Source organism: Pseudonocardia sp. 2-7, assembly GCF_056341085.1.
Genome location: NZ_CP094507.1, coordinates 4,798,012 through 4,823,378 on the forward strand (window position 1 = coordinate 4,798,012; position 25,367 = coordinate 4,823,378).

25 protein-coding genes, 1 tRNA gene and 2 pseudogenes are annotated in these 25,367 nt (G+C 74.2%); 19 read left to right on the forward strand and 9 right to left on the reverse strand.

What is annotated here, in order from left to right; genetic code table 11:
• Positions 1-53 precede the first annotated feature (53 nt).
• From MTO91_RS23080 to MTO91_RS23090, 3 genes are all read left to right on the forward strand, one after another.
• Complete coding sequence (locus tag MTO91_RS23080; protein ID WP_476652697.1) at positions 54-3,098, forward strand: helix-turn-helix transcriptional regulator; 3,045 nt, start codon at positions 54-56, stop codon at positions 3,096-3,098.
• 183 nt (positions 3,099-3,281) lie between these two features.
• Positions 3,282-4,982, forward strand: coding sequence for a class I adenylate-forming enzyme family protein (locus MTO91_RS23085; RefSeq protein WP_405414928.1), 1,701 nt, complete (start codon positions 3,282-3,284; stop codon positions 4,980-4,982).
• Positions 4,983-5,192: 210 nt separating this feature from the next.
• Positions 5,193-5,762: a hypothetical protein gene (locus MTO91_RS23090; RefSeq protein ID WP_179761786.1), complete on the forward strand. Its 570-nt coding sequence runs from the start codon at positions 5,193-5,195 to the stop codon at positions 5,760-5,762.
• 6 nt (positions 5,763-5,768) lie between these two features.
• Here the strand turns inward: MTO91_RS23090 and MTO91_RS23095 are convergent, their stop codons facing one another.
• A complete protein-coding gene (locus MTO91_RS23095) occupies positions 5,769-5,999 on the reverse strand; it encodes a hypothetical protein (protein ID WP_224401401.1) in 231 nt (76 codons plus the stop codon).
• A 211-nt stretch (positions 6,000-6,210) separates the two neighbouring features.
• On the opposite strand from MTO91_RS23095, the gene tenA reads away from it, so the two are divergent.
• Positions 6,211-6,879 (forward strand): thiaminase II, encoded by a 669-nt coding sequence (tenA, locus tag MTO91_RS23100; protein WP_179761785.1) that lies wholly within the window; start codon positions 6,211-6,213, stop codon positions 6,877-6,879.
• 15 nt (positions 6,880-6,894) lie between these two features.
• Here the strand turns inward: tenA and MTO91_RS23105 are convergent, their stop codons facing one another.
• The 3 genes from MTO91_RS23105 to MTO91_RS23115 all read right to left on the reverse strand — a co-directional run bounded on the left by MTO91_RS23105 (position 6,895) and on the right by MTO91_RS23115 (position 9,564).
• Positions 6,895-7,299, reverse strand: a complete 405-nt coding sequence (locus tag MTO91_RS23105; protein ID WP_073576508.1) for a phage holin family protein — start codon at positions 7,297-7,299, stop codon at positions 6,895-6,897.
• Positions 7,296-8,546, reverse strand: a complete 1,251-nt coding sequence (locus MTO91_RS23110) for a serine hydrolase domain-containing protein (protein WP_073576872.1) — start codon at positions 8,544-8,546, stop codon at positions 7,296-7,298. The genes MTO91_RS23105 and MTO91_RS23110 overlap by 4 nt, the downstream gene beginning before the upstream one ends.
• 217 nt (positions 8,547-8,763) lie before the next feature.
• Positions 8,764-9,564, reverse strand: a complete 801-nt coding sequence (locus tag MTO91_RS23115; RefSeq protein ID WP_405414924.1) for a class I SAM-dependent methyltransferase — start codon at positions 9,562-9,564, stop codon at positions 8,764-8,766.
• 191 nt (positions 9,565-9,755) lie between these two features.
• On the opposite strand from MTO91_RS23115, the gene MTO91_RS23120 reads away from it, so the two are divergent.
• The gene (locus MTO91_RS23120; RefSeq protein ID WP_405414922.1) at positions 9,756-10,742 is read left to right on the forward strand and encodes a patatin-like phospholipase family protein; all 987 of its coding nucleotides are present in this window, start codon (positions 9,756-9,758) and stop codon (positions 10,740-10,742) included.
• 95 nt (positions 10,743-10,837) lie between these two features.
• On the forward strand, positions 10,838-11,101 hold the full coding sequence (locus MTO91_RS23125) for a hypothetical protein (protein ID WP_179761782.1): 264 nt from the start codon (positions 10,838-10,840) through the stop codon (positions 11,099-11,101).
• A 63-nt stretch (positions 11,102-11,164) separates the two neighbouring features.
• Here MTO91_RS23125 and MTO91_RS23130 read toward each other — a convergent pair whose 3' ends face one another.
• Together MTO91_RS23130 and MTO91_RS23135 are read right to left on the reverse strand one after the other, a co-directional pair.
• Complete coding sequence (locus MTO91_RS23130) at positions 11,165-11,374, reverse strand: FDXHR family putative zinc-binding protein (protein WP_202417011.1); 210 nt, start codon at positions 11,372-11,374, stop codon at positions 11,165-11,167.
• A 19-nt stretch (positions 11,375-11,393) separates the two neighbouring features.
• Positions 11,394-12,560, reverse strand: a complete 1,167-nt coding sequence (locus MTO91_RS23135) for a GNAT family N-acetyltransferase (protein ID WP_476652700.1) — start codon at positions 12,558-12,560, stop codon at positions 11,394-11,396.
• Positions 12,561-12,651: 91 nt separating this feature from the next.
• Here MTO91_RS23135 and MTO91_RS23140 point away from each other — a divergent pair, with 91 nt between their 5' ends.
• Positions 12,652-14,289: a CocE/NonD family hydrolase gene (locus tag MTO91_RS23140; protein WP_476652701.1), complete on the forward strand. Its 1,638-nt coding sequence runs from the start codon at positions 12,652-12,654 to the stop codon at positions 14,287-14,289.
• 148 nt (positions 14,290-14,437) lie between these two features.
• Here the strand turns inward: MTO91_RS23140 and MTO91_RS23145 are convergent, their stop codons facing one another.
• A complete protein-coding gene (locus MTO91_RS23145; protein ID WP_476652702.1) occupies positions 14,438-14,803 on the reverse strand; it encodes a hypothetical protein in 366 nt (121 codons plus the stop codon).
• A gap of 598 nt (positions 14,804-15,401) precedes the next feature.
• Between MTO91_RS23145 and MTO91_RS23150 the strand changes: the two genes are divergently transcribed.
• The 10 genes and pseudogenes from MTO91_RS23150 to MTO91_RS23195 all read left to right on the forward strand — a co-directional run bounded on the left by MTO91_RS23150 (position 15,402) and on the right by MTO91_RS23195 (position 22,438).
• On the forward strand, positions 15,402-15,575 hold the full coding sequence (locus tag MTO91_RS23150) for a hypothetical protein (protein ID WP_476652704.1): 174 nt from the start codon (positions 15,402-15,404) through the stop codon (positions 15,573-15,575).
• Positions 15,576-15,667: 92 nt separating this feature from the next.
• The gene (locus tag MTO91_RS23155; protein ID WP_405414912.1) at positions 15,668-16,024 is read left to right on the forward strand and encodes an ArsR/SmtB family transcription factor; all 357 of its coding nucleotides are present in this window, start codon (positions 15,668-15,670) and stop codon (positions 16,022-16,024) included.
• Positions 16,021-16,689: a cation efflux transmembrane domain-containing protein gene (locus MTO91_RS23160; protein WP_345654656.1), complete on the forward strand. Its 669-nt coding sequence runs from the start codon at positions 16,021-16,023 to the stop codon at positions 16,687-16,689. The genes MTO91_RS23155 and MTO91_RS23160 overlap by 4 nt, the downstream gene beginning before the upstream one ends.
• 277 nt (positions 16,690-16,966) lie before the next feature.
• Entirely contained in the window at positions 16,967-17,299 is a 333-nt protein-coding gene (locus MTO91_RS23165; protein WP_476652706.1) for a hypothetical protein, read from the forward strand.
• 121 nt (positions 17,300-17,420) lie between these two features.
• Positions 17,421-17,663, forward strand: a pseudogene (locus MTO91_RS23170) (STAS domain-containing protein); the annotation flags it as partial.
• A 166-nt stretch (positions 17,664-17,829) separates the two neighbouring features.
• Positions 17,830-18,387 (forward strand): type 1 glutamine amidotransferase domain-containing protein, encoded by a 558-nt coding sequence (locus tag MTO91_RS23175; protein WP_476652708.1) that lies wholly within the window; start codon positions 17,830-17,832, stop codon positions 18,385-18,387.
• A gap of 46 nt (positions 18,388-18,433) precedes the next feature.
• On the forward strand, positions 18,434-19,582 hold the full coding sequence (locus MTO91_RS23180; RefSeq protein ID WP_345650880.1) for a glutathione-independent formaldehyde dehydrogenase: 1,149 nt from the start codon (positions 18,434-18,436) through the stop codon (positions 19,580-19,582).
• Between the two features lie 51 nt (positions 19,583-19,633).
• Positions 19,634-20,047, forward strand: coding sequence for a GlcG/HbpS family heme-binding protein (locus MTO91_RS23185; protein ID WP_345650883.1), 414 nt, complete (start codon positions 19,634-19,636; stop codon positions 20,045-20,047).
• Positions 20,048-20,278: 231 nt separating this feature from the next.
• The gene (locus MTO91_RS23190; RefSeq protein WP_476652710.1) at positions 20,279-21,535 is read left to right on the forward strand and encodes an IS256 family transposase; all 1,257 of its coding nucleotides are present in this window, start codon (positions 20,279-20,281) and stop codon (positions 21,533-21,535) included.
• 60 nt (positions 21,536-21,595) lie between these two features.
• A complete protein-coding gene (locus MTO91_RS23195; protein ID WP_345650888.1) occupies positions 21,596-22,438 on the forward strand; it encodes a tyrosine-type recombinase/integrase in 843 nt (280 codons plus the stop codon).
• 119 nt (positions 22,439-22,557) lie between these two features.
• On the opposite strand, the gene MTO91_RS23200 is transcribed toward MTO91_RS23195, so the two are convergent.
• Positions 22,558-22,642, reverse strand: a tRNA-Tyr gene (locus MTO91_RS23200).
• A gap of 96 nt (positions 22,643-22,738) precedes the next feature.
• Here MTO91_RS23200 and MTO91_RS23205 point away from each other — a divergent pair.
• Together MTO91_RS23205 and MTO91_RS23210 are read left to right on the forward strand one after the other, a co-directional pair.
• Entirely contained in the window at positions 22,739-23,230 is a 492-nt protein-coding gene (locus MTO91_RS23205; RefSeq protein ID WP_062397949.1) for a YajQ family cyclic di-GMP-binding protein, read from the forward strand.
• 133 nt (positions 23,231-23,363) lie between these two features.
• Positions 23,364-23,819 (forward strand): annotated as a pseudogene (locus MTO91_RS23210) (TetR/AcrR family transcriptional regulator); the annotation flags it as partial.
• Positions 23,820-23,862: 43 nt separating this feature from the next.
• Here MTO91_RS23210 and MTO91_RS23215 read toward each other — a convergent pair.
• The gene (locus tag MTO91_RS23215; RefSeq protein WP_251786791.1) at positions 23,863-25,341 is read right to left on the reverse strand and encodes an amidase; all 1,479 of its coding nucleotides are present in this window, start codon (positions 25,339-25,341) and stop codon (positions 23,863-23,865) included.
• Positions 25,342-25,367: the final 26 nt, after the last annotated feature.

Below are 25,367 nucleotides of genomic sequence, written 5' to 3' on the forward strand. Positions count from 1 at the left end.
GTGCCGCCGTCGCGCCCCCGGGAGTGTCGGTGGCCCGTGCCACGATGCGCTCCATGACCGCGGGAGCGACCCACGGGGACGGCGCGCCCGGCCCGGACCCGGACGAACTGGTGGGCCGCGCGGACGAGCTCGCCGGTCTGCTCCGCGACCTCGACGCCGCCCGGGCAGGGCGGGCCCGCGCCGTGCTGCTCGCCGGAGAGGCGGGGATCGGCAAGTCCCGGCTCGCCACCGCACTCGGCCGGGCCGCCGCGGGGGCGGGCGCGCAGGTCGTCGTCGGGCGGTGTCTCGACGCGGGCGGCGCCGCACTCCCCTACCTGCCCTTCTCCGAGGTGCTCGACGCGCTGGCCCGGGCGGGCACCGCGCTGCGGCCGGTGCTGCACGGGCTGCTGCCCGGCGCGGCGGAGGCACCCCGTCCCGCGACGGGTGACGGGGACTCCGGGCGCCTGCAGGTGTTCGACGCGGTGGCCGGTGCCGTGCGCGACGCGGCCGCGACGGCGCCGCTGCTGGTCGTGCTGGAGGACCTGCACTGGGCGGACCGCTCCACCCGCGAGCTGCTCGCGTTCCTGCTCGCCCGGCTGGGCTCGCAGCGGCTGCTGGTGCTGGGCACCTACCGCTCCGACGACCTGCACCGCAGGCACCCGCTGCGCGCGTCGCTGGCCGAGCTCATCCGGCTGCCCGCCGTCCGCCGGGTCGAGCTGGGCCCGCTCACACCCGACGCCGTGCTGGCCCTGGTCCGGGCCCGGGCGGCCACCGGGGGTGTCGACGAGGCCACCCTGCGCCGGATCGCCGCCCGCAGCGAGGGCAACGCCTTCTACGCCGAGGAGCTGGTCGCGGCGGGGTCCGACGGCCTGCCGGGCGGCCTGGCCGACGTGCTGCTCACCCGGCTGGACCGGCTCGGCGGACCGGCGCGGGAGGTGCTGCGGGTGGCCTCGCTGGCCGAGCGGAGCATCCCCCACGACCTGCTGCGCGACGCGTCCGAGCTGTCCGCGGCCGAGCTGGAGGCGGGGCTGCGGGAGGCGGTCTCGCACCACCTGCTCGTCCCGGACCCGGCGCCGGGCGCGGAGTCCTACGCCTTCCGGCACGCCCTGCTCCGCGAGGCCGTCCACGACGACCTGCTCCCGGCCGAACGGGTCCGGCTGCACGCCCGGCTCACCGCGCTGCTCGCCGGCCGGGACGACGACCCCGGGGTGGCCGCCGCGCTCGCCCGGCACGCGCTGGCCGCGCACGACCTGCCGCGGGCGCTCGCGGCGTCGGTGCGTGCTGCCGAGGAGGCCCACCGGCGGCACGGACCGGCCGAGATGCTGGCCCACGCCGAGCGGGCACTGGAGCTGTGGTCCGCCGTCGAGGACCCCGAGCGGCTCACCGGGGTCTCCGAGAGCGCGCTGACCCGGGAGGCCGCCTGGGCGGCGAGCGCCTCGGGCGACCCGGAACGGGGCATCGCCCTCGGGGCCCGCGCGGTCCGGGTCGCCGACCTCGGCGAGGATCCGCACGCCAGGGCCGGGGCGCGCCGGCACTACGCGATGCGGCTGCTCGACAGCGGGGCCCGGGTGGACGCGGCGGTGGCCGCGGCCACCGAGGCCGTCGAGCTGCTGGCCGGGGGCCCACCCGGCACGGAGCCGGCCTGGGCGCACGCCGTGCTCGCGCGGGCGCACCTCAACGCCGACCACGCCGAGCCCGCCTGGTCGCACGCCCGCGCGTCGCTGGCGGTGGCCCGTGCCGTCCACGACACCGCACCGCCCGCGGAGGGGTCGGCCGCGTACCGCGACCTCAGCGCGGTCTGCGCGGACGCGCTGATCACCCTGGCCTTCTGCGCCCGGATGGAGGGGGACCCGCAGGCGGCCCGGGACCGGCTCGCCGGGGCGTCCTCGCTGGCCGCCGCGTCCGGGAACCGGGTCGTCGAGCTGCGGACGGTGTGGAACCGCGGGGTGTCGTTCATCGAGGACGGCCTGCTCGACGCCGCCGCGGACGAGCTCGCCGAGGGGGCCCGCCGGGCCGCCGCGTACGGCCTGCTCTGGGGCGGGTACGGCCTGGAGTTCCGGATCGCGCAGGTCCGCGTCGACGTCCAGCGCGGGGAGTGGGACGCCGCCGTCCGGACCGCCGCGGACGTCGACCCCACGCTCCCGCTGCGCGTCACCGGGCAGCTGGCGGTGGCGGGGGCGCTGGTCGGCGTGGCCCGCGGCGACCTCGACGGCGCCGAGGAGCTGCTCTCCGTGCTGGCCACCGAGCCACCGGTGCACGACCAGGCCGCGCTGCTGCAGGGCGTCGTCGGGGCCGAGGCGGCGCGCTGGCGGGGCGACGCGGCCCTGGCCGTGGACCGCGTCGCCACCGCCCTCGGGGTGCTGCGGGCGGAGTACCCGCACCACCTCGGCGAGCTGGCGCTGTGCGCACTGGGTGCAGCGGCCCGTGCCGACCTCGCAGAGGCCGCCCGTACCGCGGGCGACCCGGCGGGGGCCGAGGCGCACGCCGGGGCGGCGGCCGGCCTCGCCGACGAGGCCGCGCTCACCGCCGAGCGCGGCCTGCCCCGCGGGACCGCGGTCGGGCCGGAGGGCCGGGCGTGGCTGGCCCGGGCCCGCGCCGAGGCCGCCCGGGCCCACGGCGAGGCGGCACCACAGGTCTGGGACGCCGTCGTGGAGACCTTCGCCGGGTACGGCGACGGCTACCGCGCCGCGGAGGCCCGGTGGCGGCGGGCCGAGGCCCTGCTCGGACGGGCGCACCGCGGTGGCCCCGGCACCGACGGCGAGGCCGACCGCCGCGCCGCCGCCGAGGACCTGGCCGTCGCCGCCACCGGGGCCGACCGGCTCGGGGCGCGCCCGCTCGCCGAGGCCGTCGCCGCGCTGCGGCTGCGGGCCGGCGACGGCGGTCCCCGGCCCGCACCGCCGTCGGGCGCCGGTGGTTCCCCGCTCACCCCGCGCGAGCACGCGGTGCTGGAGCTGGTCGCGCACGGGCTGACCAACCGGGCCGTCGGCGAGCGGCTGTTCATCTCCGAGAAGACCGTGAGCGTGCACCTGTCCCGGGTGATGGCGAAACTCGGCGCCTCCGGCCGTGCCGAGGCGGTCGCCCTCGCGCACTCCCGGGGTCTGCTCGGCCCCCGCGACTGAGGGCCGGGGCCCGCCGGTCTGTCCCCTCCGGACCGGACCGGGCCCGTGCGGGCCGTGACGTGCGCCACCCGCCGTGCCTAGGGTCGGTCGTGCCGCACGTCACCGGCAGACCGATGGAGGTCGCATGGTCGTCCACGGGGTCGTCCCGTCGTCCCGGACCGGTAGCGGGGCGGGGGTGACCGCATGATCGCCCGTTCGCCCGCCCCGGACCTGGACGTGCCCGCCCTGCCCGCGTCCGCGACGCTCCGCGGCGCGGCCGACCGGTTCGGCGACGCGACGGTCCTGCACCAGGCCGGGCACGAGGTCACCTTCCACGGACTGCTGGCCCGCGCCTCGGCGTTCGCGCATGCGCTGCACGCCGACGGGGTCGGCCGCGGCGACGTCGTCGCGCTGCACCTGCCGAACTGCCCGCAGTACGCGATCGGCTACTGGGGGACGCTGCTGGCCGGGGCGACCGTCACCCCGGCGAACCCGCTGCTCGCCCCGGACGACCTGGGCGCACAGCTCGCGGACGCGGGGGCGGCCGTCGTCGTCAGCTGGGAGGCGGCGCTGCCCGCGGTGCTCGCCGCGCGGCCGGCGACGTCGCTGAAGCGCGTGCTCGTCACCGGTGCCCACGGCGACCCGGAGCAGCTGCCCCCGGAGGTGACCGGGTTCTCCGCGCACCTCGACGGCAGGCCGGCCACCCCGCCGGGCACCGACCTGGAGGTGGACCCGGACCGCGACCTCGCCCACCTGGCCTACACCGGCGGTACCACCGGCCGGTCCAAGGGTGTGCGGGTCACCCACCGGCACGTGCTCACCAACGCGCTGCAGGCCGCCTGCTGGGGCACCGGCGCCCGGCCGGACGTGACCGCCACCGTGCACGGGCCCGGCGTCGTCCTGGCCGACCCCGGTCCGGCGTCGGAGTTCCCGACCCCGATCGGCACCGGGCGGGCGATCGGCATCGCCCCCTGGTTCCACGCCATGGGCACGATCGGCGGGCTCAACGTCCCGCTGCTCACCGGGACGACGACGATCGTGCACGCCCGCTTCGACCCGCGCGCCTACCTGGCCGACGCCACCCGGTTCGCCGTCACCTCGCTGTCCGGCGCGCCACCGGTGTACGCGGCGCTGCTCGCCCTCCGCGAGGCCGCCGGGGACCTGTCCTCGGTGCGGTCGCTGACCTCGGGCGCGGCACCGCTGCCGGTCGAGATCATCCGGGCGCTGCGCGACTGGTTCGGCGAGGACCTGGTCATCTCCGAGGGCTACGGCCTGACCGAGGTCACGATGGCCGCCACCCTCGGTCCCGCCGCCCGGTCCGCGGACCGGCGCCCGGGCACCGTCGGGCTGCCGATCGCGGGCACCGAGATCCGCATCTCCGGACCGGACGGCGAGGAGCTCGACGCCGGCGCCGAGGGCGAGGTGTGGATCCGCGGGCCGCAGGTCACCGGCGGCTACCACCGGCGCCCGGCCGAGACCGCGGCCGCCTTCGACGGCGACGGGTGGCTGCACACCGGCGACGTCGGCGTCCTCGACGACGACGGCTACCTGCGCATCGTGGACCGGCTCAAGGACATGCTGCTCCACAAGGGCTACAACGTGTACCCGCGCGACCTGGAGGAGCGGCTGCTGGCGCTGCCGGGCGTGACCGGTGCCGCCGTCGTCGGGCGCCCGGTGGGGGTCGACGGCGAGCACCCGGTCGCGTTCCTGACCACCGCGCCCGGCGCCGACGGGACCGCGGTCCGCGCCGCCGTCGACGGGCTGAACGAGCGCCTGCTGCCCTACCAGCGGCTGCGGGAGGTGCACCTGGTCGGGGCGATCCCGGTCTCGGCGGCGGGGAAGGTGCTCAAGCGGGACCTCCGCGAGCGGCTGCCGGCCCTGTCCCCGGACGTGGCGAAGGAGTGACGATCAACCACTCTGTGTGAGGGAACGGGCGCTGCACGGGTGGACGAGTACGTCCGATGGGTGGAGTAGTCACTCCTACGGTTAGCGTAGGGGATGACCGGATAACAGGCTGGTCGTACGACACGACAGACGGGTGGAAGCAGGAGCCGGCGGCGCGCACCGGATCCCGAAGAACCCCGTATCGACTCCCCCGAGATCGTGGTGATCGTCATGTCCGCGCCCGCCGTCCACATCCCCAGCCCGCGCCGTCCCCTGGGCGCCGCCCCCGCCACCCCGTCGGTCCCCGCACCGCGGGCCGGTGGGACCGGGCGTGCGGACCGGGTCGAGGGGCGGCACCGCCGTCGCGAGGACCACGTCGACCTGCCGGCGCCGCGCCGGGAGCGTCCGCGGTCGACCTCGCCGCTGGCGCCGGGCATCCCCGCACCGCGACCGGCGTCGCCCGGGTCGTCGGCGTCGCGTCCGGGCCCGGCGGCGCAGCACCGCACCGTCCCCGCACCGCGTCCGGCCGGCGGCTCCGTCCCGGAGCCCCGCCGCACCGGCACCCCGGCCCGGCCGCTCGGCGGCACCCCGGCGCGGGGCCCGGTCGCCCCGGACCGGGACGGCGCCGGACGCACCGGCGGGCCGTCGGCCGTCGCACGCACCCTGGACGTCCTGGGCCGGGTCGGAAGCATCACCACGATCGCGGCGATGCTGGTCCTGTCCGCCGCGCTGGCCGGGCTCGCCGACGGCACCCCGCCGAGCGGTGCGGCCGCCGAGGTGGCCGTGACGACCCTGCGCTGAGCGGGGTCAGGCCGCGTCGGAGCGCGCCGCCCGGTCCGGCGGCACCGCCTTCATGACGTGGTCGACCAGGTCCAGGACCATGCGGTTCCCGCCGAGGCGGTACCCGAAGTCCTCCCAGCCGAGCAGCTCGCGCGAGATCAGCTCGCCGACCGGCCCGGGGTAGATCCGGGTCGCACGGAACGCGGCCGCGCGGATCCGCATCTTCTCGTGGTGATCCATGGGTTGCGGGTCGCTCATACCCTCACCTCCACGTCAGGGGGACTGGACGTGGCGCGTCCTCCACACTGAGTGGCTCGCCTGCGTTCCATCGTGACACCCCCACGCCGCAGGACCAGGCGACGTGCGCAGGATCTCAGGCGCCGTGTCACCGGGGTGTTCCCCGCCGGTCACGCCGGCGTTGCGGGGTCGATCACACGACCGCCCGGGCCCCGGTGGATACCGTGGCCGCATGGCCGACCGCACCCGCGACCTGCTCTGGTCCGACGTCGACACCCTGTACGGGGCGATCCTCGCCCACCCGTTCGTCACCGGGCTGACCGACGGCTCGTTGCCGCACGAGACGTTCCGGCACTACATCGTCCAGGACGCGCACTACCTGCGCGGCTACGCCACCGCGCTCGCCGTGTGCGCGGCGAAGGCCCCGACCGACGACGACACCCTCATGTTCGCCGAGCACGCCGCCGGCGCGATCGCCGCCGAGCGGGAGCTGCACGCCGACCTGCTCGGCGCGCTCGGCCTCACCTCGGAGCAGGCCCGCGAGCTGCCGGTCGCCCCGGCCACCCGCGCCTACGTCAGCTACCTGCTGGCGGCCGCCTACGGCGGGTCCTACGCCGAGGGCGTCGCCGCGGTGCTGCCCTGCTACTGGATCTACGGCCGGGTCGGCGAGCACCTGGTCGGCGCAGGCTCCCCCGACCCGGTCTACCAGCGCTGGATCGACATGTACGCGGGCGAGGAGTACCACGCCGTCGTCGAGGCCGTGCTGGACGCGACCGACCGGGTCGGCGCCGCCGCGTCGACGTCGGAGCTCGCCCGCATGCGCGAGCACTTCACGACGACCTCGCGCTACGAGTGGATGTTCTGGGACGGCGCGTACCGCCGGGAGACCTGGCCGGTCTGAGCCCGGCCGGTCGCCTCAGCGGTTGTCGAGCCGGTCCGGGATCACCAGGTGCAGGAAGAACGACACGATCCCGACGACGATCGCGCCCCAGAACGCCGCCCAGAACCCGTCGACGGTGAACGGCAGGTTCAGCACCGACGACAGCCAGCCCGTCAGCAGGAACATGAGCGCGTTCACCACGAGCGCGAACAGACCCAGCGTGAGGATGTAGAGCGGGCAGCCCAGCGTCGCCACGATCGGTTTGACCACGGCGTTGACCAGGCCGAACACCAGGGCCACGCCGATCAACGTGAGGATCGAGGTGGAGGTGCCGGCGCTGTCCAGCCGGATGCCGCCGACCAGCACCGTCGCCACCCACAACGAGGCGGCGACGACGAGCGTGCGGATGGTGAAGGTGAGCACGGGGCTCGGTGGGGTCATCGGTCGGTCACCGCCTGCTGGACCAGCGTCTGGAGCTGGGATCGGATCGGATAGGTGCTGGAGGGGACGAGCTGGGTCATGAAGACGACCACCAGGTCGTCGACGGGGTCCACCCAGAACGCGGTGGAGGCCAGCCCGCCCCAGGCGAAGGTGCCCTCGTTGGCGAAGCCCTTCGTCGCCGCCCCGTCGACGACGACGGAGAAGCCGAGCCCGAAACCGACACCGGCGAACGCCGACTCGGAGAAGATGGGCCGCCCGACGGTGTCGAGGTCGGCGCCGCCGGGCAGGTGGTTGCGGGTGGCCCGGGCCAGGGTGCGCGGGCCGAGGATGCGAGCGCCGTCGAGCTCGCCGCCGCGGGCGAGCATCCGGGCGAACCGCAGGTAGTCGCCGGTGGTGGACAGCAGTCCGCCGCCGCCGGAGAGGAAGGTGGGCTCGCGGGTCGCGGACCGGGCGAGCACCTTGTTCTCGACCAGACCGCCGCCGGGGCGGGCGTTGTAGAGCGTCGCGAGCCTGCCGGCCTGCGCGGACCCCTCCGGCACCCAGAACGCGGTGTCGGTCATCCCGAGCGGGCCGGTGATCTCCTCGCGGAGGAACTCGTCGAGCCGGCGCCCGGACGCGACCTCGACGACCCGGCCGAGCACGTCGGTGGCCACCGAGTAGTTCCACTCGCGACCCGGCTGGAACAGCAGCGGGAACGACGCGAAGTGCTCGCTCGCGGCCGCGAGGTCCATCCCGGACGGGGCGCCGAACTCGAAGCCCTTGGAGCGGTACATCTCGTCGACGGGGTGGGCGTGGTGGAAGCCGTAGGTCAGGCCCGCGGTGTGGGTCAGCAGGTGGTGCACCCGCATCGGCTCGACGGCCGCGTCGGTCCCCGGGTTGAGCGCCGAGCCACCGCGGTAGACGCGCTGCTCGGCGAACGCCGGGATGTAGCGCGACACCGGGTCGGTGAGCTCCAGGGCGCCCCGCTCGGCGAGCATCAGGACCGCGACCGAGGTGATCGGCTTGGTCATCGAGTAGATGCGCCAGAGCGTGTCGTCGGTCACCGGGGCGGCGGAGTCGAGGTCGCGGACGCCGAGGTGGGTCAGGTGCGCGAGCCGGTCGTGCCGGGCGACGGCGATCGTCGCGCCGGCGAGGCGGCCGTCGTCGACGTAGCGGCGGAAGTGGCTGTCGATCCGGGCCAGCCGGGCGGGGTCGAGGCCGACCTCCGCCGGGTCCGCCTCGAGCGTGCCGAAGGTCGGGGAGGTCACGATCACGACCCTACCCGCGGGCCGCGTCCACAGTTCTGACGATCCTGCGGCCCCGCGCGTCACCCCGCGGACGCCCGCTCGTACTACCGGGAGTGCCCTGCGGGGCACGCGGACGCCGGCGGGGGCCGGTGCCCGCCCGCGCGTCGTGGCCGGTCCGAACGGGGAGCCCGGGCGGGCCACGGCGCGGCCGGGCCGGAGCGACGCGGACCCGAGCGGCTCAGACCGGCACGATCTCGTAGCGGGCCAGGCGCTCGCCGCGCAGCGCGGTCGCCCGCAGCGCCGCCGCCAGTGCCCGCGACGCCCGCGGCAGCCGGGCCGCGACCTGGGCGGGTGGGGACGCGGCGTCGCAGGAGGCGGCCAGGCGCAGCCCCCACGGCTCCAGCTCGCGCGGGTCCTCGCAGGTCCAGTCGACCTCCAGCTCGCGCAGCGGGCCCGCGGCGAGCCGCCCGGCCGCGCCCCGGGACAGCAGGTCGGTGACGAGCTCGGCGCCCGGGAGCATCCGCGCGGCGGTGAACACGATCCGCTGCACGCCCTGCTCGGGCAGCAGCGTCAGCACCCGGTCGGAGACGACCAGGTGCGGGCCCGGCAGGTCGCGGGCCAGCTCCAGCCAGTCCTCGTCGAGCGCGGACCCGGCCACCAGGTGCGCCGGGCCCGCCAGCAGCTCGCGGCGCAGCTCGGCCACCCCGGGCAGCTCGACGTCGACCCAGTGCGCCGGGCCGTCGTCGCCGAGCCGTCCCGCGCGGTCACCCAGCCCCGGTCCCAGCTCGACGACGGTCCCGCCCGGGTGCCGTCGTGCGAACCCGCGCACCCACTCGTCGAGGACGGCGACCCGCAGCAGCGTGGAGAGCGTGTCGGCCCGCCCGGGCGCCGAGCCCAGGTCGAGGTCGTCCGCGACGACGGCGGCGGCGTGGTCCCCGACCACCGGATGGCGGCGACGGGCGTCGCGGGCCCTGGCGTGTGCCGCGGGCAGTGACGTCGCCTCGAGCGCCTGCAACCGCGGGCGGCGTCGTTGCGTCACGGTGTCCTTCCCCCCTCCAGCGGGCCTCCGCGAGGGCGTCGGCGCTGGCCGCGCGAACGTACTAGTTGGCAGGCGAGGCACCCGACCCGGGAGGCGCCGGGCGGTGGACGGCCCGCGGTCGGTGGCTCGTGAGCGGTCCCCGGACACCGGGTCGCCGCCGCCGCCGGGCCGCGGACCTCCATGATGGGGGCGTGCCCCCCGCCCTCCTCACCTCCGCCGCGCACGGCGACGCCGAGGTCCTGCGCCTGCTCGAGCGCCGCCGCGACACCGGGCGCCGCCCCGGCCGGCACGCCGACGGGGCACGGATCGCGCTGGTCGTCGGCGGGGGCGGGATGCGCGGCTCCTACGCGGCCGGGATGGTGCACGCGCTGTCCGACCTCGGGCTCGCCGCCGGCGTCGACGAGGTGTGGGGCAGCTCGGCCGGGGCGTTCGTCGGGACGGCGCTGGTCATGGGGCACGGAGCCGAGGTGTCCCGGGTGTTCGAACGGGACATGGCCTGCCGCGAGTTCATCGACCCGCGCCGGTTCGGCACCCGTCGCCCGATGGTGTCGCTGGACCACCTGTTCGACCGGATCCTGGTCGACTCCCTCCCCACCGACTGGTCGCGGCTGGTGGACCCGCCGGTCCCGCTGAACGTCGTGGTCACCGGTGCGGTCGACCTGCGTCCGCGGGTGCTGACCGCGCTGCCCGACGGGGCCACGTGGAGGGCCGCGATGCGGGCGACGGCGGCGATCCCGCTGCTGGCGGGCCCCCCGGTACGTGTCGGCTCGGGCGAGGACGCCGAGGACTTCATCGACGGCTCGGTCGGCGACCCGCTCCCGGTCGCACGGGCCCTGCGCGACGGCGCCACGCACGTCCTGGCCCTGCTCACGCGCACCGCCGACGACCTCACCGGCATCCCGCCGGACGCCCGCACCCCGCTGTGGGCCCGCTCACTGGACCGGCTCGCGCCGGGCCTGGGCCGGATGGCGCAGGACGCCGCCCGGCACGGCGAGTGCCTGCCCCTGCTCGCCGACGCCGCGCACCCGGACCGGGCCGGGGCGCACCTGCTGACGCTGAGTCCGCACTCCCCCGCCGGCGTCCACGGCCTGTCCACCGACCCCGGGCGGGTCGCCGCCGCGGCCCGGATCGGCTACGAGACGGTGCTGTCCGCGACGGCCCCGGCCGCCGCGGCCTGAGCCCCCTCCTGCCCGTGCGCCGATGACTTCGGCGCGGCCGGGCGGTCGGAGCTGGTGTGAGCACCGTGCCCCGCACCGGACCCGGGGGGTGGCCCATGCACGACGACGCGCCGTCGCGGGTGCGGACCCGCACCGTCGTGCTCGCCCCCGGCGAGGTCCACCCGCACGTCGAGGACGAGTGGCGGGGCGCCGTCGTCGTGGTCGACGCCGGCCGGATCGAGCTCTGCTGCGCCGCGGGCGGGAGCCGGACCTTCGGTACCGGGTCGGTGCTGTGGTTCACCGGGCTGAACCTGGTCCGGGTCCGCAACCCCGGGCGGGACGAGGCGGTGTTCCGCGGCATCACCCGCGGGCCGCCCTGACCCGGTCCCCCTCGGCCCGCCGTGTCGAGCCGGCCCGCCGCGTCGAGCGTCCGCTGCGTCGGGTCAGCCCGCCGCGTCGAGCGCCCGCTGCCAGATCCCGTTGCGCGTGGCGACGAGGCCGAGCTCGCGCGGGTCGGTCACGCACACCCCGCGGGGACGGTGGGTGTCCCACAGCTGCGCGTCGTCGAAGACGGCTCCGCAGCCGCCGAACCGGCGGCAGCAGTGCGCCCGGTCCGGCCCCACCCACTCGGTACCGCAACAGGACATCCGCATGATCCGCACGGCGGGCAGGCTACGGGGCACCCCCGACAGTTCCGGTGGGCGCCGGGATCGGGTCGGTGGCGAGGAGGTCGTACCAGACGCCGTCGTCGACGATCTCGTTCTCCGTGCCGTGCACGCCGTCGGCCCGCGGGCGGCCCCACAGCCGGAACCCGGCGCGCTCGGCGACGCGGCGGCTGGCGGTGTTGTCCGCCGCGGCGCCGAGCTGCAGCCGGTGCCGGCCCATCCCGCCGTCGGCGACCGGGGTGAACGCGTGCCGCACGACCCGTCGGACCGCGGCGGACACCGCGCCGCGGCCGCGGGCGTCGGGGTGGGCGCGGTAGCCGACCTCGCCACCGGTCGGGGTGTAGGCCCGGTCGGTGCCGAACACCGAGACGGTGCCGAGGTAGCGGTCGTCGTCCGGGTCGGCGATCACCCAGCCGACACCGGAGCCCAGGGAGCGTTCCAGCGGGTGGTCGCGCAGCCAGCGTCGGGCGTCGTCGTCGGTGTAGGGCACCGGGAGGGTCGCGCTCCACCAGCGGGCGAGGGGGTCGTTGCACGCCTCGACGTGCCGGATGAGGTCGGCCCCGGTGGGCGGGCGGAGCCGGACGCCGTCGCCGTCGAGCACCGGGTGCGGCCACCACGTCGTCGCCGGGGGCCGGTCGGCGACGGGTGTGCCGGGCAGCAGCACGGCGGTCCAGGCGTCGACGAGGTCGTCGCCGGCCGGCAGCGCCCGGGTGCGGACACCCTCGAAGCGGAACCCGCAGGCGTGTGCCACGCGCCAGGACGCGACGTGCCCGGCACGGCAGTCCCAGTGCAGCGCGGCGAACCCGGCGACGTCGAAGCCCCAGTCGGCGGCCAGCCGCAGCGCACGGCTCGCGAGCCCCCGTCCGCGCGCCCACGGCGCGAGCAGGTAGCCGACCGACGGCAGCGGGTCGCGACGCAGGTCGATCGAGCCCGCGTAGCGCGGGCGGCCGTCGCACTCGGCCTCCACCGCCCACACGTACTGACGGCCGTCGGCCCACCGGCGACGGGCGAGGTCGATCCACTCCCGGGCCCGGTCCTCCCCGGAGGTCGGGTCGAGCGACGTCCAGCGGTGCACGTCGGGGTCGCGGTACACCTCGAGCATCCCGGGGACGTCGGATCCGGTGTGCGCGCGCAGGGTCACGACCCCGTCGGTGAGTACGGGAGGGACGGTCACGTCGACACCGTCACCGGCCACGCCCGGTCGGGGCAACCGGGTTCTCCTACGATCGGACCTGTCCGCAGGGGGCGGACGAGGGGGAGGTGTCATGGCCGCGCTCACGGAGCGACTGGTCGACCGCAGGCTGGGCTTCGGCGCCGACGAGCCGTACGTGCGCGAGCGTGACCTGCGGGTCCCGCTCTCCGACGGTGTCGTCCTGCTCGCCGACCTCTACCGGGCCCCCGGCCCGCTCCGGCCGCGTCCGACGGTGCTGATGCGCACCCCCTACGGCCGCGACGGCCTCGGGTCGATCATCGGTTCGCTGCTGGCGCGCCGCGGGTTCCAGGTGCTGGTGCAGTCCACCCGGGGCACCTTCGGCTCGGGCGGGCAGTTCCGCCCGTTCCTGCACGAGAGCTCCGACGGTCTGGACACGCTCGCCTGGGTGCGCGGGCAGACCTGGTGCGACGGCCGCGTCTCGATGGTCGGCCCCAGCTACGTCGGGCACACCCAGTGGGCGGTCGCCCCCTACGCCGACCCGGGTCTGTGCTCGATGAACGCCGACATCACCGCGTCGGAGTTCACCAGCACCTTCTACCCGGGCGGCGCGCCCGGCCTGCTCAACCTCGCGACCTGGGTGAACCAGATCGGCCGCCAGGAGCGCATCGGCGCGGTCACCGGCTTCCTCGCGACGCCGGTGTTCAGCCGTCGCAAGCGCCGCGCGGTGACCTCCCAGCCGCTGCAGGCCGCGGACGTCGCGCTGACCGGGGCGCCGGTGGTGTTCTGGCGGGACTTCGTCGAGCACGCCGAGCAGCCGCGCGAGTTCTGGGCGCCCGCCGAGCACGACGGTTTCGACGCCGCCGCGATGCCGCCGGTCTGCATGGTGACCGGCTGGTGGGACCTGTTCCTGGACCGTCAGCTGGTGGACTTCACCGCGCTGCAGCGGGGCGGGGCGACGGCGCGGATCACGATCGGCCCGTGGACCCACGGCGACCGCGGCTCACTGTCGACCATCGCCCACGAGATGGTCCACTGGCTGGGCGTGCACCTGCACGGCGGCGAGCACGACGAGCGCGCGCCGGTCCGGGTGTACGTGCAGCACGCCGACCGCTGGACCGACCTGCCGTGCTGGCCGCCGCCGGAGGCCCGCCCGACCGAGTGGTACCTCGACGCCGACGGCGGGCTGGGCCCGGACCGGCCGGCCGGGACACCCCCGCCGTCGCGGTTCGTCTACGACCCCGCCGACCCGACACCGACGGTCGGGGGCCCGATGCTCCAGCCGCCGTCCAAGCAGCTGGACAACCGCGCCGTCGAGGCCCGCGACGACGTGTGCGTCTGGACCGGCCCGCCGCTGGAGTCCGACCTGGACCTGCTCGGTCCGGTGTCGGCCGTGGTCTACGTGCGGACCGGGACGGGGATCGGCGACGTGTTCGTACGCCTGTGCGACTCCGGCCCCGACGGGACCTCGATGAACATCACCGACGCGATGCACCGGCTGGTGCCCGACCGCGAGGCCACCGCCCCGGACGGCACGACGGTCGTCCGGATGACGCTGAGCCCGACCGGGTACCGCGTGCGGGCCGGGCACCGGCTCCGGGTGCAGGTCGCCGGCGCGGCGTTCCCGCGCTTCGCCCGCAACCCGGGAACCGGTGAACGGACGGCGACCGCGGTCGGCGGGGAACGGATCTCCTACGAGATCCTGCACGATTCCGAGCACCCCTCGCACGTGGTCCTGCCGCACCACCCCTGAATTCCGGGTCCACCATTCGTCTTTCCGGTCGTCCCCGGAAATGCGGATATCCCCCGCTCCGGTCGGAAGAGCGGGGGATCTCCGGAAGTGCAGGGTCACGGATGACGGGAAGACGATCCCGTCATCGTGCCCGGTGGTGCAGGTGCACTCAGTCCTGGATGTTGGTCTGGTTGTCACCCTGCGAGCAGTCGCTGAAGCTCGGGGCGTCCTCACCGTTGGTGGCCTGGCCACCCAGGATGCCGAGGACGCTGGCGGCGACGTCGGCGCTGTTCAGCGAGCAGCTGAGCACGTTGGCGTTGTTGAGGGCGTTGACGTCGCCGACGTTGACCAGGCCGGACTGGACGCTGTTGCGGTCCTTCTCCAGGTTGTTGATCTGGTCGGCGTTGATGCGGTCGCCGCCGTGGCCGTGCCCGTGGCCCTTGTCCCAGCCGCCGTCACCCGCGAAGGCGAGCGGGGAGATGGCGAGCAGACCAGCGGTGACGCCGGCGGTCAGGATTCCAGCCTTCTTCAGCACAGTTATTTCTCCGTCGTGTACGGGGTCCGATGTCGGACCGGCGTGTTCGGCGTGGGTTCGGGAGCCCCGCCGATGCACAGAACGCTATCCGGTCCATCCCCGATCCAACGAACTTTCTACCACTATCGGACGATGGGCATTACTGCCCGCGAGGTTATTGCTCTCTTCCGGCAGCCGGGAATCCGCGTGGACGTCGCTTCCGGACGCTGTCCGCGACGGATCGTCACCACGGTGGACCCGAACGGACGCGTACCTTTTTCCCGGAACACGCTCCGTGATGCACCCTCCGCACGGCCGTGTCACCGCGTCACCCTGTCGTATTGACCCGGGGGAACTCCCGGCACCGGATCGCACCCCCCGACGGACGGATCCGCCCCGGAAGAGTGGGCCGGAACCGGCTCGTGCGCGGCGTGCCGCCGTCGACGTCCGCCGCCGACGACACGCACCGCCGGGATCGCCACGACCTCCGACGTCCCCGCCGCCGCGGAACTGCTCTGCGCGGCGCTCCTCGACCACCCGTTCACCCGTCACACGATCGATGCGGTCGAGCACCCGCGACGCCCGGGCGCCGGCCAGGAGCTGCTGGTGCGCGAGGTCGGTGTCCCGCACGGGCCGGGCCGGGTGGACCGCGACGGACTCCCGGCCCTCGCTCGCGTCGGACGTGCGGCTCCGCACCCGCCCCGGCTCCCGGGTCACCGCCGAGGTCGACCGGCCGCGCGGCGGGCCCCGCACCTGGTCGATGCTGCGCCCGGCCACGACGAGTGGCCCCTGAGAACGGCCCGGGAACGGACCGGACACCGGGGCCCGCCCGCTGAGACCGGCTCACGGTGTTTCTTCATCGTTCTCTCTGACTAACATTGCCCCATGGCGATGAATTGTTGCCCTGATGTCGGCCCGGCGGTGGCGCTGTTCCGATCGCTGGCCGACCCGGCACGGCTGGCCATCGTGCTGCGGCTCGGCCGGGGTGAGGCCCGCGTGGTCGATCTGACCCGCCAGCTGGGTCTCGCCCAGTCGACGGTGTCGAAGCACCTGGCCTGCCTGCGGGACTGCCGCCTGATCGACTCCCGGGCCGAGGGACGCCAGTCCTACTACCGCCTCGTGCGCCCGGAGCTGCTCGACCTCCTGCGCAGCGCCGAGACGGTGCTCGCCGAGACCGGCGACGCGGTCGCGCTGTGCCCTACCTACGGCGCACCGGGACAGACCGGGGAACGGGCGTCGTGACCCTGTCCCTCTCCGACGACCGTCGCGCCGTCCTCGTCCGCCGCATCCGCCTGCTCGTCGCGATCACCATCGGCTACAACGTGGTCGAGGCCGTGGTCGCCATCGCCGCAGGTCGTGCCGCGTCCTCGATCGCCCTGATCGGGTTCGGACTGGATTCGGTCATCGAGGTCAGCTCGGCCGCTGCCGTGGCGTGGCAGTTCGCCGGCCGCGACCCGGCCCGCCGCGAGCACATCGCCCTGCGGGTCATCGCGTGCTCGTTCTTCGCCCTCGCCCTCTACGTGACCGTCGAGGCGCTGCGGGGCCTGTCCGGGGCGGCGGAGGCGGACCGTTCGACGGTGGGCATCGTGCTGGTCGCGGCCAGTGTTGTGGTCATGCCGTTCCTGTCGTGGGCGCAGCGGCGCGCGGGGCGGGAGCTCGGCTCGGCCAGCGCCGTGGCCGACTCCCGGCAGACGCTGCTGTGCACCTACCTGTCGGCCGCGGTGCTCGTCGGGCTCGTTCTCCACACCACCCTCGGCTGGTGGTGGGCCGACCCCGTCGCCGCGCTGGTGCTGGCGGGCCTGGCCGTGCGCGAGGGTGGGAACGCGTGGCGGGGAGAGGGCTGCTGCGCCGCGCTGCCCGGCGCCGTCGCGACGTCCGACGCGCGCGCCGACGGCTGCTGCCGCTGACGGTCCGGAGCCACCACGATGTGGACACCCCTCGGGCGAGGGGTGCGGCCGGATCCCGCGCCTGGACGTCGTCCTGGCGATGGATCGTGTACCTCACGAACACGATCAGGGCCGATATCCCGAGATGGACGTCAGGGCTTCTCGTCTCGGAGACTGCCCGGGGTGGCCGCTCCGGGTCACCGCGCCGGCCAGGGTCTGCGCCGCCCGCCCGCAGAGCCCCGATCGAACGGGGATGCGGCCGGCGTTCGGCGGCCGGGTCGAGTCGTGAGGGATGTCGATGAGCGACGGCACGTCGAGCAGGTTCCACGTCAGGGCGCAGGACCAACCCGTCGTCGACCAGGGCGACGCCGGGAACGAGTCGTGGATGAGCGCCGGCGGTGACCCGCGCGATCGGGGACGGCTGATCGAACTCGTGTCGGAGCAGCTCGTCGGGTCCGAGCGCCTGATGGTCGGACTGGCCTGGCTGAGCCCCGGCGAGGTGCACCTGCTCCACCATCACCCGCACGCTGACGAGTTCGCCATCCGATCTGAGCCACCCCAGCCCAGACCGACTGGGCGTGTTGAGGCGATGCGCGATTGGACCGGCGTACTCGATCACGGCGTCTGTTAACCGGGTCGAGGACTTCTCGGACGTCTCATACTGCGGTGCCGTCGTGTTCAAGATCTTGCCCATGTGGACGGGTCGCTGAGCCCACGGGGGCCGTCCGCCCCGCTGCCGGGTCCCGGCGCGCGGTGAGCTGGACCTGGCCACCGCGCCCACTCTGGTCACGCTGCTCGACGGGCTGTGTGAGACAGGGGTCTACTACCTGGTCCTGGACCTGCGCGAGCTGGAGTTCCTGGGCGCGGCCGGGAGCCTCCGGGTCCTTGTGGGCGCCAACCGCCAGTTCCGCGCCTACCCGTGCTGGCTGGTGCTCACCCACTCGGCCGCCACCCCCGGCGGCTGCTGCAGCTCACCGGGCTCGACTCCGCCCTGACCCTTCACCGCCCTACCGCGACCACCCCGACACGGACACCGATCGCCGGTGAATCGGACCATCCGACTCTTGATGAACACCACATGATTTGGCATCCGGCGGACGGGGTAGACGCAATGCGATCCCGTTGAGCCCGGGTCCGCCCGATGATCAAGGAGGAACAGTCATGGCCCACGAACTGCGCGGCCGCACGGTCGCGATCCTGGCCGCGGACGGGGTCGAGCGTGTCGAACTTGATCTGCCCCGCGGCGCCCTCTACGGAGCCGGCGCCACCGTCGAGGTGCTCTCACTGCACACCGGGTCTCTCTGGGCACGGGAGTGGGACAAGGACCCGGCCGGTACGATCACCGTCGACAAGCAGGTCGGCGACGCGTCGGTGAGCGACTACGACGCGCTGCTGCTGCCCGGCGGCACGGTCAACCCCGACCAGCTACGCACCGACCCCACCGCGGTGGAGTTCGTGCGCGCCTTCGTGGGCACCGGCAAGCCGGTCGCCTCGATCTGCCACGGCCCCTGGACCCTCGCCGAGGCCGATGTCATCCGGGGACGACGACTCACCTCGTGGCAGAGCATCCGCACCGACCTGCGCAACGCCGGTGCCGAGGTCGTCGACGAAGAGGTCTGCATCGACGGCCAGTTCATCACCAGCCGCTCCCCGGCCGACTTGCCCGCGTTCTGCGCGGCGATCGTCGAACAGTTCGCCGCCGTCCCAGCTGCGACCTGACCCACCACCGACGCCACGGCACCCGAACTAGCGAAGGAGCTCGCTCATGAAGGCACTCGTCTATCACGGTCCGCGCCAGGTCAGCGTCGACGAGGTCCCCGACGCCCGGATCGAGAAGCCCACCGACGTCCTGGTGAAGATCACCTCGACCAACATCTGCGGGTCGGACCTGCACATGTACGAAGGACGCACCGACTTCGAGCAGGGCCGCATCTTCGGCCACGAGAACCTCGGCGAGGTCATCGAGGTCGGCGGCGGCGTCGACAAGATCCGGGTCGGGGACATGGTGTCCGTCCCGTTCAACGTCAGCTGCGGGCACTGCAACAACTGCGAACATGGACTGACCAACTACTGCCTGACCGCCAACGAACCCGGTGTAGCAGGTGGCGCCTACGGGTTCGCCGACATGGGCGGTTGGGCCGGCGGGCAGGCCGAGTACCTGCGCGTCCCGTGGGGCGATTTCCAGTGCCTGCGCCTGCCCGAGGACGCCAAGGGCAAGCAGAACGACTACACGATGCTCTCCGACATCCTGCCCACCGGCTGGCACGCAGTGGAGATGTCCGGGCTGACACCGGGCGAGACCATCGTGATCTACGGCGGCGGTCCGGTCGGTCTGATGGCCGCCCTGTCAGCGACGGTGAAGGGCGCGGCGAAGGTGATGGTCGTCGACCGCCACCCCGACCGGCTCAAGCTGGCCGAACAGATCGGCGCGATCCCGATCGACGACTCGAAGGGCTCCCCGGTCGACCAGGTCATGGAGCAGACAGGCGGCCGCGGCGCCGACCGCGGCGCCGAGTGCGTCGGCTACCAGGCCCACGACCCCCAGGGCAACGAGGACAACGCGCTGACCCTCAACAACCTGGTCGCCTCGGTGAAGTTCACCGGCGGCATCGGCACCGTCGGCGTGTTCATCCCCCAAGACCCCGGTGCCCCCGACGAGCTCGCCCAACAGGGCAAGGCCCGCTTCGACTTCGGCACCTTCTGGTTCAAGGGCCAGCAGATGGGCTGCGGACAGGCACCGGTCAAGCGCTACAACCGGCACCTGCGCAACCTCATCGCCGAAGACAAGATCACCCCGTCCTGGATCGTGTCCCACAACCTGACCCTCGACCAGGCACCGGAGGCCTACCAGCACTTCGACGCCCGTGACGAGGGCTGGACCAAGGTCGTCCTCAACCCCACCCAGCCCAGCTGAATCAACCCGATCTGACCGCCGAACCCGGCGACAAGACCACGAAAGGCGACGATGAGACAGATCGAGACAGTGACCCTCGACGATGCCCGCAGGGTCATCGCCGCGGGCGAGCAGAAGGCCCGCGAGATCGGGTCTCCGAGCAACGTGGCCGTGGTCGACGCGGGCGGGAACCTGGTCGCACACATCCGGATGGACGACGCCTGGATGGGCAGCATCGACATCTCGATCAACAAGGCCTTCACCGCGCGGGCCTTCGACACCTCGACCGGTGACCTCGCGAAGAACTCCCAGCCCGGCGAGCAGTTCTACGGCATCAGCGACTCCAACCACGGCCGCGTGATGATCTTCGCCGGAGGTCTGCCACTGCGCGGGAGCAACGGCAATGTCGTCGGCGGTGTCGGAGTCTCCGGAGGCACCGGCGAGCAGGACCAGGTCGTCGTCGAGGCGGCCATGGCCGCGTTCTAACCCGGAGCCCGCCGACCGTCCCGAACGCGCGTCAGGAGTGCCGATGACTCATCCCCCGAGGTTCTGCGCGGCAGGCGGTTGGATGCCCACCACCACCTGTGGAGCGTCGCGCGGAGTGGCGTCCACCAAGGTGGTGTGCGACCGGCTCGGTGACGGGCGAGGCATCGTGTAGGGCGGCCACCGCGTGATCTTCTGAACGCCTCTCACAGCCAACAGGAGATGGATCACGCGATGACCGCGCCCTCCAGTATCGACCCCACCGAGTTCCTGCACGAGCAGCTGTCCCAGGCGAGTCCCGACCTGCTGCGCCAGATGGTGACCACGTTCATCAACACCCTCATGTCCGCCGATGCCGACTCGGTGTGCGGAGCCGCCTGGGGCCAGCGCTCCGAGCAGCGGACGAACACCCGCAACGGCTACCGCCACCGCGACTTCGACACCCGCGCCGGCACCATCGACGTGGCAATCCCGAAGCTGCGCAACGGCTCCTACTTCCCCGACTGGTTACTGGAACGCCGCCGCCGCGCCGAGCGAGCGCTCACGACGGTGGTCGCGACCTGCTACCTGCTCGGGGTCTCGACCCGGCGCATGGAGAAGCTCGTCGAGTCCCTGGGCATCACCCGGCTGTCGAAGTCCCAGGTCTCGATCATGGCCGCCGACCTCGACGACCAGGTCGAGCAGTTCCGGACCCGCCCGCTCGACCAGGGCCCCTACACCTTCGTCGCCGCTGACGCCCTGGTCGTGAAGGTGCGCGAGGACGGGCGGGTGGTCAACCTCCACGCCCTGCTCGCCACCGGGGTCAACGGTGACGGGCACCGGGAGATCCTCGGCCTGCAGGTCACCTCCGCCGAGGACGGCGCCGGCTGGCTGGGGTTCTTCCGCGACCTGACCGCCCGCGGTATGTCCGGGGTCAAGCTCGTCACCAGCGACGCCCACCAGGGCCTTGTCGCCGCGATCGGGGCGACGTTGCCCGGCGCGGCCTGGCAGCGCTGCAGGACCCACTACGCGGCGAACCTGATGGCCGCGACCCCGAAGTCCTCCTGGCCGTGGGTGCGGGCGCTGCTGCACTCGGTCTACGACCAGCCCGACGCCGCGAGCGTCCACGCACAGTTCGACCGGGTCCTCGACGCACTCTGCGAGAAGCTGCCGAAGGTCTCCGAGCACCTCGACACCGCGCGTGCCGACGTCCTGGCCTTCACCAGCTTCCCGAAGGGGGTCTGGCGCCAGATCTGGTCGAACAACCTCAGCGAGCGACTCAACCGCGAGATCCGTCGCCGCACCGACGTGGTCGGGATCTTCCCCGACCGCGACTCCTTGATCCGCCTGGTCGGCGCCGTTCTGGCCGAACAGCACGACGAATGGGCCGAAGGACGCCGCTACCTCGGCCTCGACGTCCTGGCCCGCGCCCGCGTCACACCCGTCCCCGACACCCCGACCGGCACCGAGGAGGTGACCCCCACCCACACGATCCCGGCGCTCAGCGCCTGACAGAACAGAAGATCACGCGGCAGTCGTCACACACCACACCAGCGGACTTGACCGCGGCCGGTGCTCGACACCCTGGCCCTGCGCCTCGACGGGAGGCCGGCCGCGCCGTCCACGGTCAGCCGGAAGCGCGCGATCCTCTTCAACGCTGTCGAGTACGCGGTGGAACGCGGACACCTCGCGGGGAACCCTCTGACCTCGATGAAGTGGCGGGCACCAAAGCTGGCTGAGGCGGTGGACCCACGCGTTGTGATCAACCACGGCCAAGCCCGTGCGCTGTTCTCAGCCGTTCGGCAACTGGGCTCCGGCCCGCCGCTCGTCGCGTTCTTCGCTGTAATGTACTACGCCGCATTGCGCCCCGGGGAGGCCGTGGATCTCCGGAAGGATGCCCTCGCGCTGCCCGAGTCGGGATGGGGCGAGCTATACCTGAGCACCTCGGCTCCGGCTGCCGGCCGGTCGTGGAGTGAGTCCGGGAACCGCCGCGAACCGCGCCAGCTCAAGCATCGCAGCGTGGACGAGGTGCGCGTCGTCCCCAGCCCCCCGGAGTTGACGACCATCCTGCGTGATCACCTCGTCGAACATGGGACCACATCGGATGGTCGACTGTTTCGCGGTGCCCGCGGTGGAGCGCTCTCCGAGAGCCATTACGGCCGCCTGTGGGCCGCTGCTCGATTCGCCGCGCTCACTTTCGACGAGGCCGCGTCGCCGCTCGCGCGCCGGCCCTACGACCTCCGGCACGCCGCCGTGTCGACCTGGCTCAATGGCGGCGTCCCCGCCACGCAGGTCGCCCAATGGGCCGGCCACAGCGTCAACGTCCTACTTCGGGTCTACGCCAAGTGCATCGCCGGCCAGGACGACGCGCTCCGCCGCCGGGTCGAGCGGGCACTCCGCGACGGTCGTTCATGATCGCGTCCGTGATGCGTCCGTGAACACCCGTAGAGACCGGCGCGGAGCCGAACACAGCTGGACAACGAGAAAGGCCCCCGGTCCCAGCGTTTCCGCTGGTCGGGGACCCTTCTCTACCCTGGTGGCTGGTCCAGGATTCGAACCTGGGAAGGCTACGCCGACGGATTTACAGTCCGCTCCCTTTGGCCGCTCGGGCAACCAGCCGGGTGCACGTCGCTCTCGCTGAGTGCGTGAACGAGGATACGACACGACCGACGGCCCCCGACGAGGGGGCCCCGACCGACCCCGAGGGAGTGACCGATGGCCGACCCGTCGTTCGACGTCGTGAGCAAGGTGGAGCGCCAGGAGGTGGACAACGCCCTGAACCAGGCCGCCAAGGAGCTGTCGCAGCGCTTCGACTTCCGCGGCACCAACACGACGGTCGCATGGGCCGGTGAGGAGGCCGTGACCTTCGAGTCCGACACCGAGGAGCGGCTGCTCGCCGGGATCGAGGTGTTCAAGGAGAAGCTGATCAAGCGCTCGATCAGCCTGAAGGCTCTCGAGGTGGACGAGCCCCAGCTGTCGGGCAAGGCCTACAAGGCCGGCGGCAAGATCCTGCAGGGCATCGCGCAGGACAAGGCCAAGGAGATCAGCAAGGCCATCCGCGACGAGAAGCTCAAGGGCGTCCAGGCCCAGATCCAGGGCGACCAGCTGCGCGTCTCGGGCAAGAAGAAGGACGACCTGCAGGCCGTCATCGCGCTGCTCAAGTCCAAGGACTTCGGCATCGCGCTGCAGTTCACCAACTACCGGTAGCCGGGCCGGCCCCGGCACGGCCGGACACCTCCCGCCCGCCACGCCACACGCCCACGATCGACAGGCTGTCGCCGATCGTGGCGGTCGGGTCGCGGGCGGGCGGGCCGGCTCCCGGCCGGACGCACACCCCTCGATGCGTCCCGCCGCAGCCTCCCGGGCACACCGGCCCCGGACGGTGACGCGGGCCGGCGTCGCCGTCGGGTCGCTGTACCAGTACTTCCCGGACAAGCAGGCCCTGCTCGACGAGCTGGTCGCCCGGCACGTCCGGGAGGCCCGGTCCACTCTGGACGCGATCTGCGCCGAGCTGCGGGCGGACCCGCCGGAGCCGCGCACCGCGCTGCTGCGCATCGCCGACACCGCGGTGGCCCTGCACGCCGACCACCCGCGTCTGCACGCGCTGTTCGCCGCGTTCGCGACCCGCACCCCGCACGGCGTCGCGGCCGTCGAGGCGCTGCGGGAGGACTGCGTCCGGGAGGTCGCGTTCCACCTGTCACGGCGGCCCGGCACGGCGGACCCGGACGGGCTCGCGCGCACCCTGGTGCACGCCGTCGACGGTCTGCTGCACCACGCCCCGGCCGTGGCCGGAGTGCAGCGGGAGCGGGTGTGCGGGAACTCGCGCGGCTCGTCGACCCCTAGACCGCGGGCCGCAGGTGCGCCCACGGCCGCGCCCGCTCCAGCTGCGCCGCCAGGGCGAGCAGCAGCGGCTCGGACCCCGGCCGCCCGACGAACTGCACGCCCAGCGGCAGCCCGGACGCCGTCCGGTACAGCGGCACCGACGACGCGGGCCGCCCGGTCAGGTTCGCCAGCTGGGTGTAGGGCACCGGGGCGAAGTTGGCGTCGACCAGGCTCTCGACCAGGCCGAGCCGTCCGAACAGGCCGGATGCGCCGGCCCGCAGCAGCGCCTGCGCGCCGATCCGGGCCGGGGCGGGCAGTGCCAGCTCCCCGATCGGCCACGGCGGCCGGGCCAGGGTCGGGGTGAGGAGCAGGTCGTAGCGCTCGTGGAACGCGGCCAGCGCGCGGGTGTGGTCCTGGCGGCGGGCGAGCGCGGCGAGGTAGTCCGGCGCGGGGGTGGCGCGGCCGATCGCGGCCATCACCCGGGTCTCGGTCTCGAAGGCGTCGTCGCCGCAGCCGGTCAGCGCCCGCGCCGACGCCACCTGCGCCGAGATCGTGGAGAACCAGGTGGTGAGGAAGTCGGTGGCCAGCGCCCGGCCGTCGAGGGCGGGGGCGGACTCCTCCACGACGTGACCGAGCGAGGTCAGCAGCTCGGCGGCGTCGGTGGCCGCGGCGACCGCTTCGGGGTCCACGTCGGTGCCCAGCGGCGAGGCGGTGGCCAGCCCGATCCGCAGCGGCGCCGGGTCGTCCCGGACGGCGTCGACGTACGGGCGCTCCGGCGGACGCACGACGTAGGGGCCCTCCGGTTCCGGACCGGCCGTCACGTCGAGCAGGGCCGCGGAGTCCCGCACGGTCCGCGACAGCACACCCTGCACCGCCGCGCCGTGGAAGCCCTCGGCGACGTCCGGCCCGGACGGCGTCACGCCGCGGCCGGGCTTGAGCCCGAACAGCCCGCAGGCGGCGGCCGGGATGCGAATGGAGCCGCCGCCGTCGCTCGCGCCGGCCGCGGGGACGATCCCGGCGGCGACGGCCGCGGCGGACCCGCCGGAGCTGCCGCCGGGGGTGCGGCCGGGGTCCCACGGATTGCGGGTCGGGCCGCCGAGCGCGGGTTCGGTGACGGCGCGGGCACCGAACTCGGGCGTGGCGGTCCGTCCGAACACGACGAGACCGGCCTCGGTCCAGCGCCGGACCACCGTCGAGGTCTCGGGGCGCGGGTGGTCGGCGAGCGGACGGGAGCCGGACGCCGTCGGGACCCCGGCGATGTGCTGGGCGAGATCCTTCACCAGGAACGGGACGCCCGCGAACGGCCCGGTCAGCGGGCCACGTGCGCGGGAGCGGGCGGCGTCGTCGAGGCGCAGCCGGATGGCGTTGAGGCCCGGCTCGACGGCGTCGGCGCGGGCGACGGCGGCCTCCAGCAGGTCGGCCGCGCTCACCTCACCCGCGGCGACGAGTGCGGCCAGCCCGACGGCGTCGTGGCTGCGGTAGTCGTCCCAGGAGATCCCCACGGCGGGGATACAAGCAGATC

Excerpts from the sequence above, each read along its gene's own strand:
- MTO91_RS23140 (WP_476652701.1), top strand. The coding sequence starts at position 12,652 with ATGGCCGCGCTCACGGAGCGACTGGTCGACCGCAGGCTGGGCTTCGGC.
- MTO91_RS23105 (WP_073576508.1), bottom strand. The coding sequence starts at position 7,299 with ATGACCCCACCGAGCCCCGTGCTCACCTTCACCATCCGCACGCTCGTC.
- MTO91_RS23125 (WP_179761782.1), top strand. The coding sequence starts at position 10,838 with ATGCACGACGACGCGCCGTCGCGGGTGCGGACCCGCACCGTCGTGCTC.
- MTO91_RS23080 (WP_476652697.1), top strand. The coding sequence starts at position 54 with ATGACCGCGGGAGCGACCCACGGGGACGGCGCGCCCGGCCCGGACCCG.
- MTO91_RS23190 (WP_476652710.1), top strand. The coding sequence starts at position 20,279 with ATGACCGCGCCCTCCAGTATCGACCCCACCGAGTTCCTGCACGAGCAG.
- MTO91_RS23205 (WP_062397949.1), top strand. The coding sequence starts at position 22,739 with ATGGCCGACCCGTCGTTCGACGTCGTGAGCAAGGTGGAGCGCCAGGAG.
- tenA (WP_179761785.1), top strand. The coding sequence starts at position 6,211 with ATGGCCGACCGCACCCGCGACCTGCTCTGGTCCGACGTCGACACCCTG.
- MTO91_RS23130 (WP_202417011.1), bottom strand. The coding sequence starts at position 11,374 with ATGCGGATGTCCTGTTGCGGTACCGAGTGGGTGGGGCCGGACCGGGCG.
- MTO91_RS23180 (WP_345650880.1), top strand. The coding sequence starts at position 18,434 with ATGAAGGCACTCGTCTATCACGGTCCGCGCCAGGTCAGCGTCGACGAG.
- MTO91_RS23090 (WP_179761786.1), top strand. The coding sequence starts at position 5,193 with ATGTCCGCGCCCGCCGTCCACATCCCCAGCCCGCGCCGTCCCCTGGGC.
- MTO91_RS23095 (WP_224401401.1), bottom strand. The coding sequence starts at position 5,999 with ATGAGCGACCCGCAACCCATGGATCACCACGAGAAGATGCGGATCCGC.
- MTO91_RS23085 (WP_405414928.1), top strand. The coding sequence starts at position 3,282 with ATGATCGCCCGTTCGCCCGCCCCGGACCTGGACGTGCCCGCCCTGCCC.
- MTO91_RS23175 (WP_476652708.1), top strand. The coding sequence starts at position 17,830 with ATGGCCCACGAACTGCGCGGCCGCACGGTCGCGATCCTGGCCGCGGAC.
- MTO91_RS23155 (WP_405414912.1), top strand. The coding sequence starts at position 15,668 with ATGGCGATGAATTGTTGCCCTGATGTCGGCCCGGCGGTGGCGCTGTTC.
- MTO91_RS23165 (WP_476652706.1), top strand. The coding sequence starts at position 16,967 with ATGAGCGACGGCACGTCGAGCAGGTTCCACGTCAGGGCGCAGGACCAA.
- MTO91_RS23185 (WP_345650883.1), top strand. The coding sequence starts at position 19,634 with ATGAGACAGATCGAGACAGTGACCCTCGACGATGCCCGCAGGGTCATC.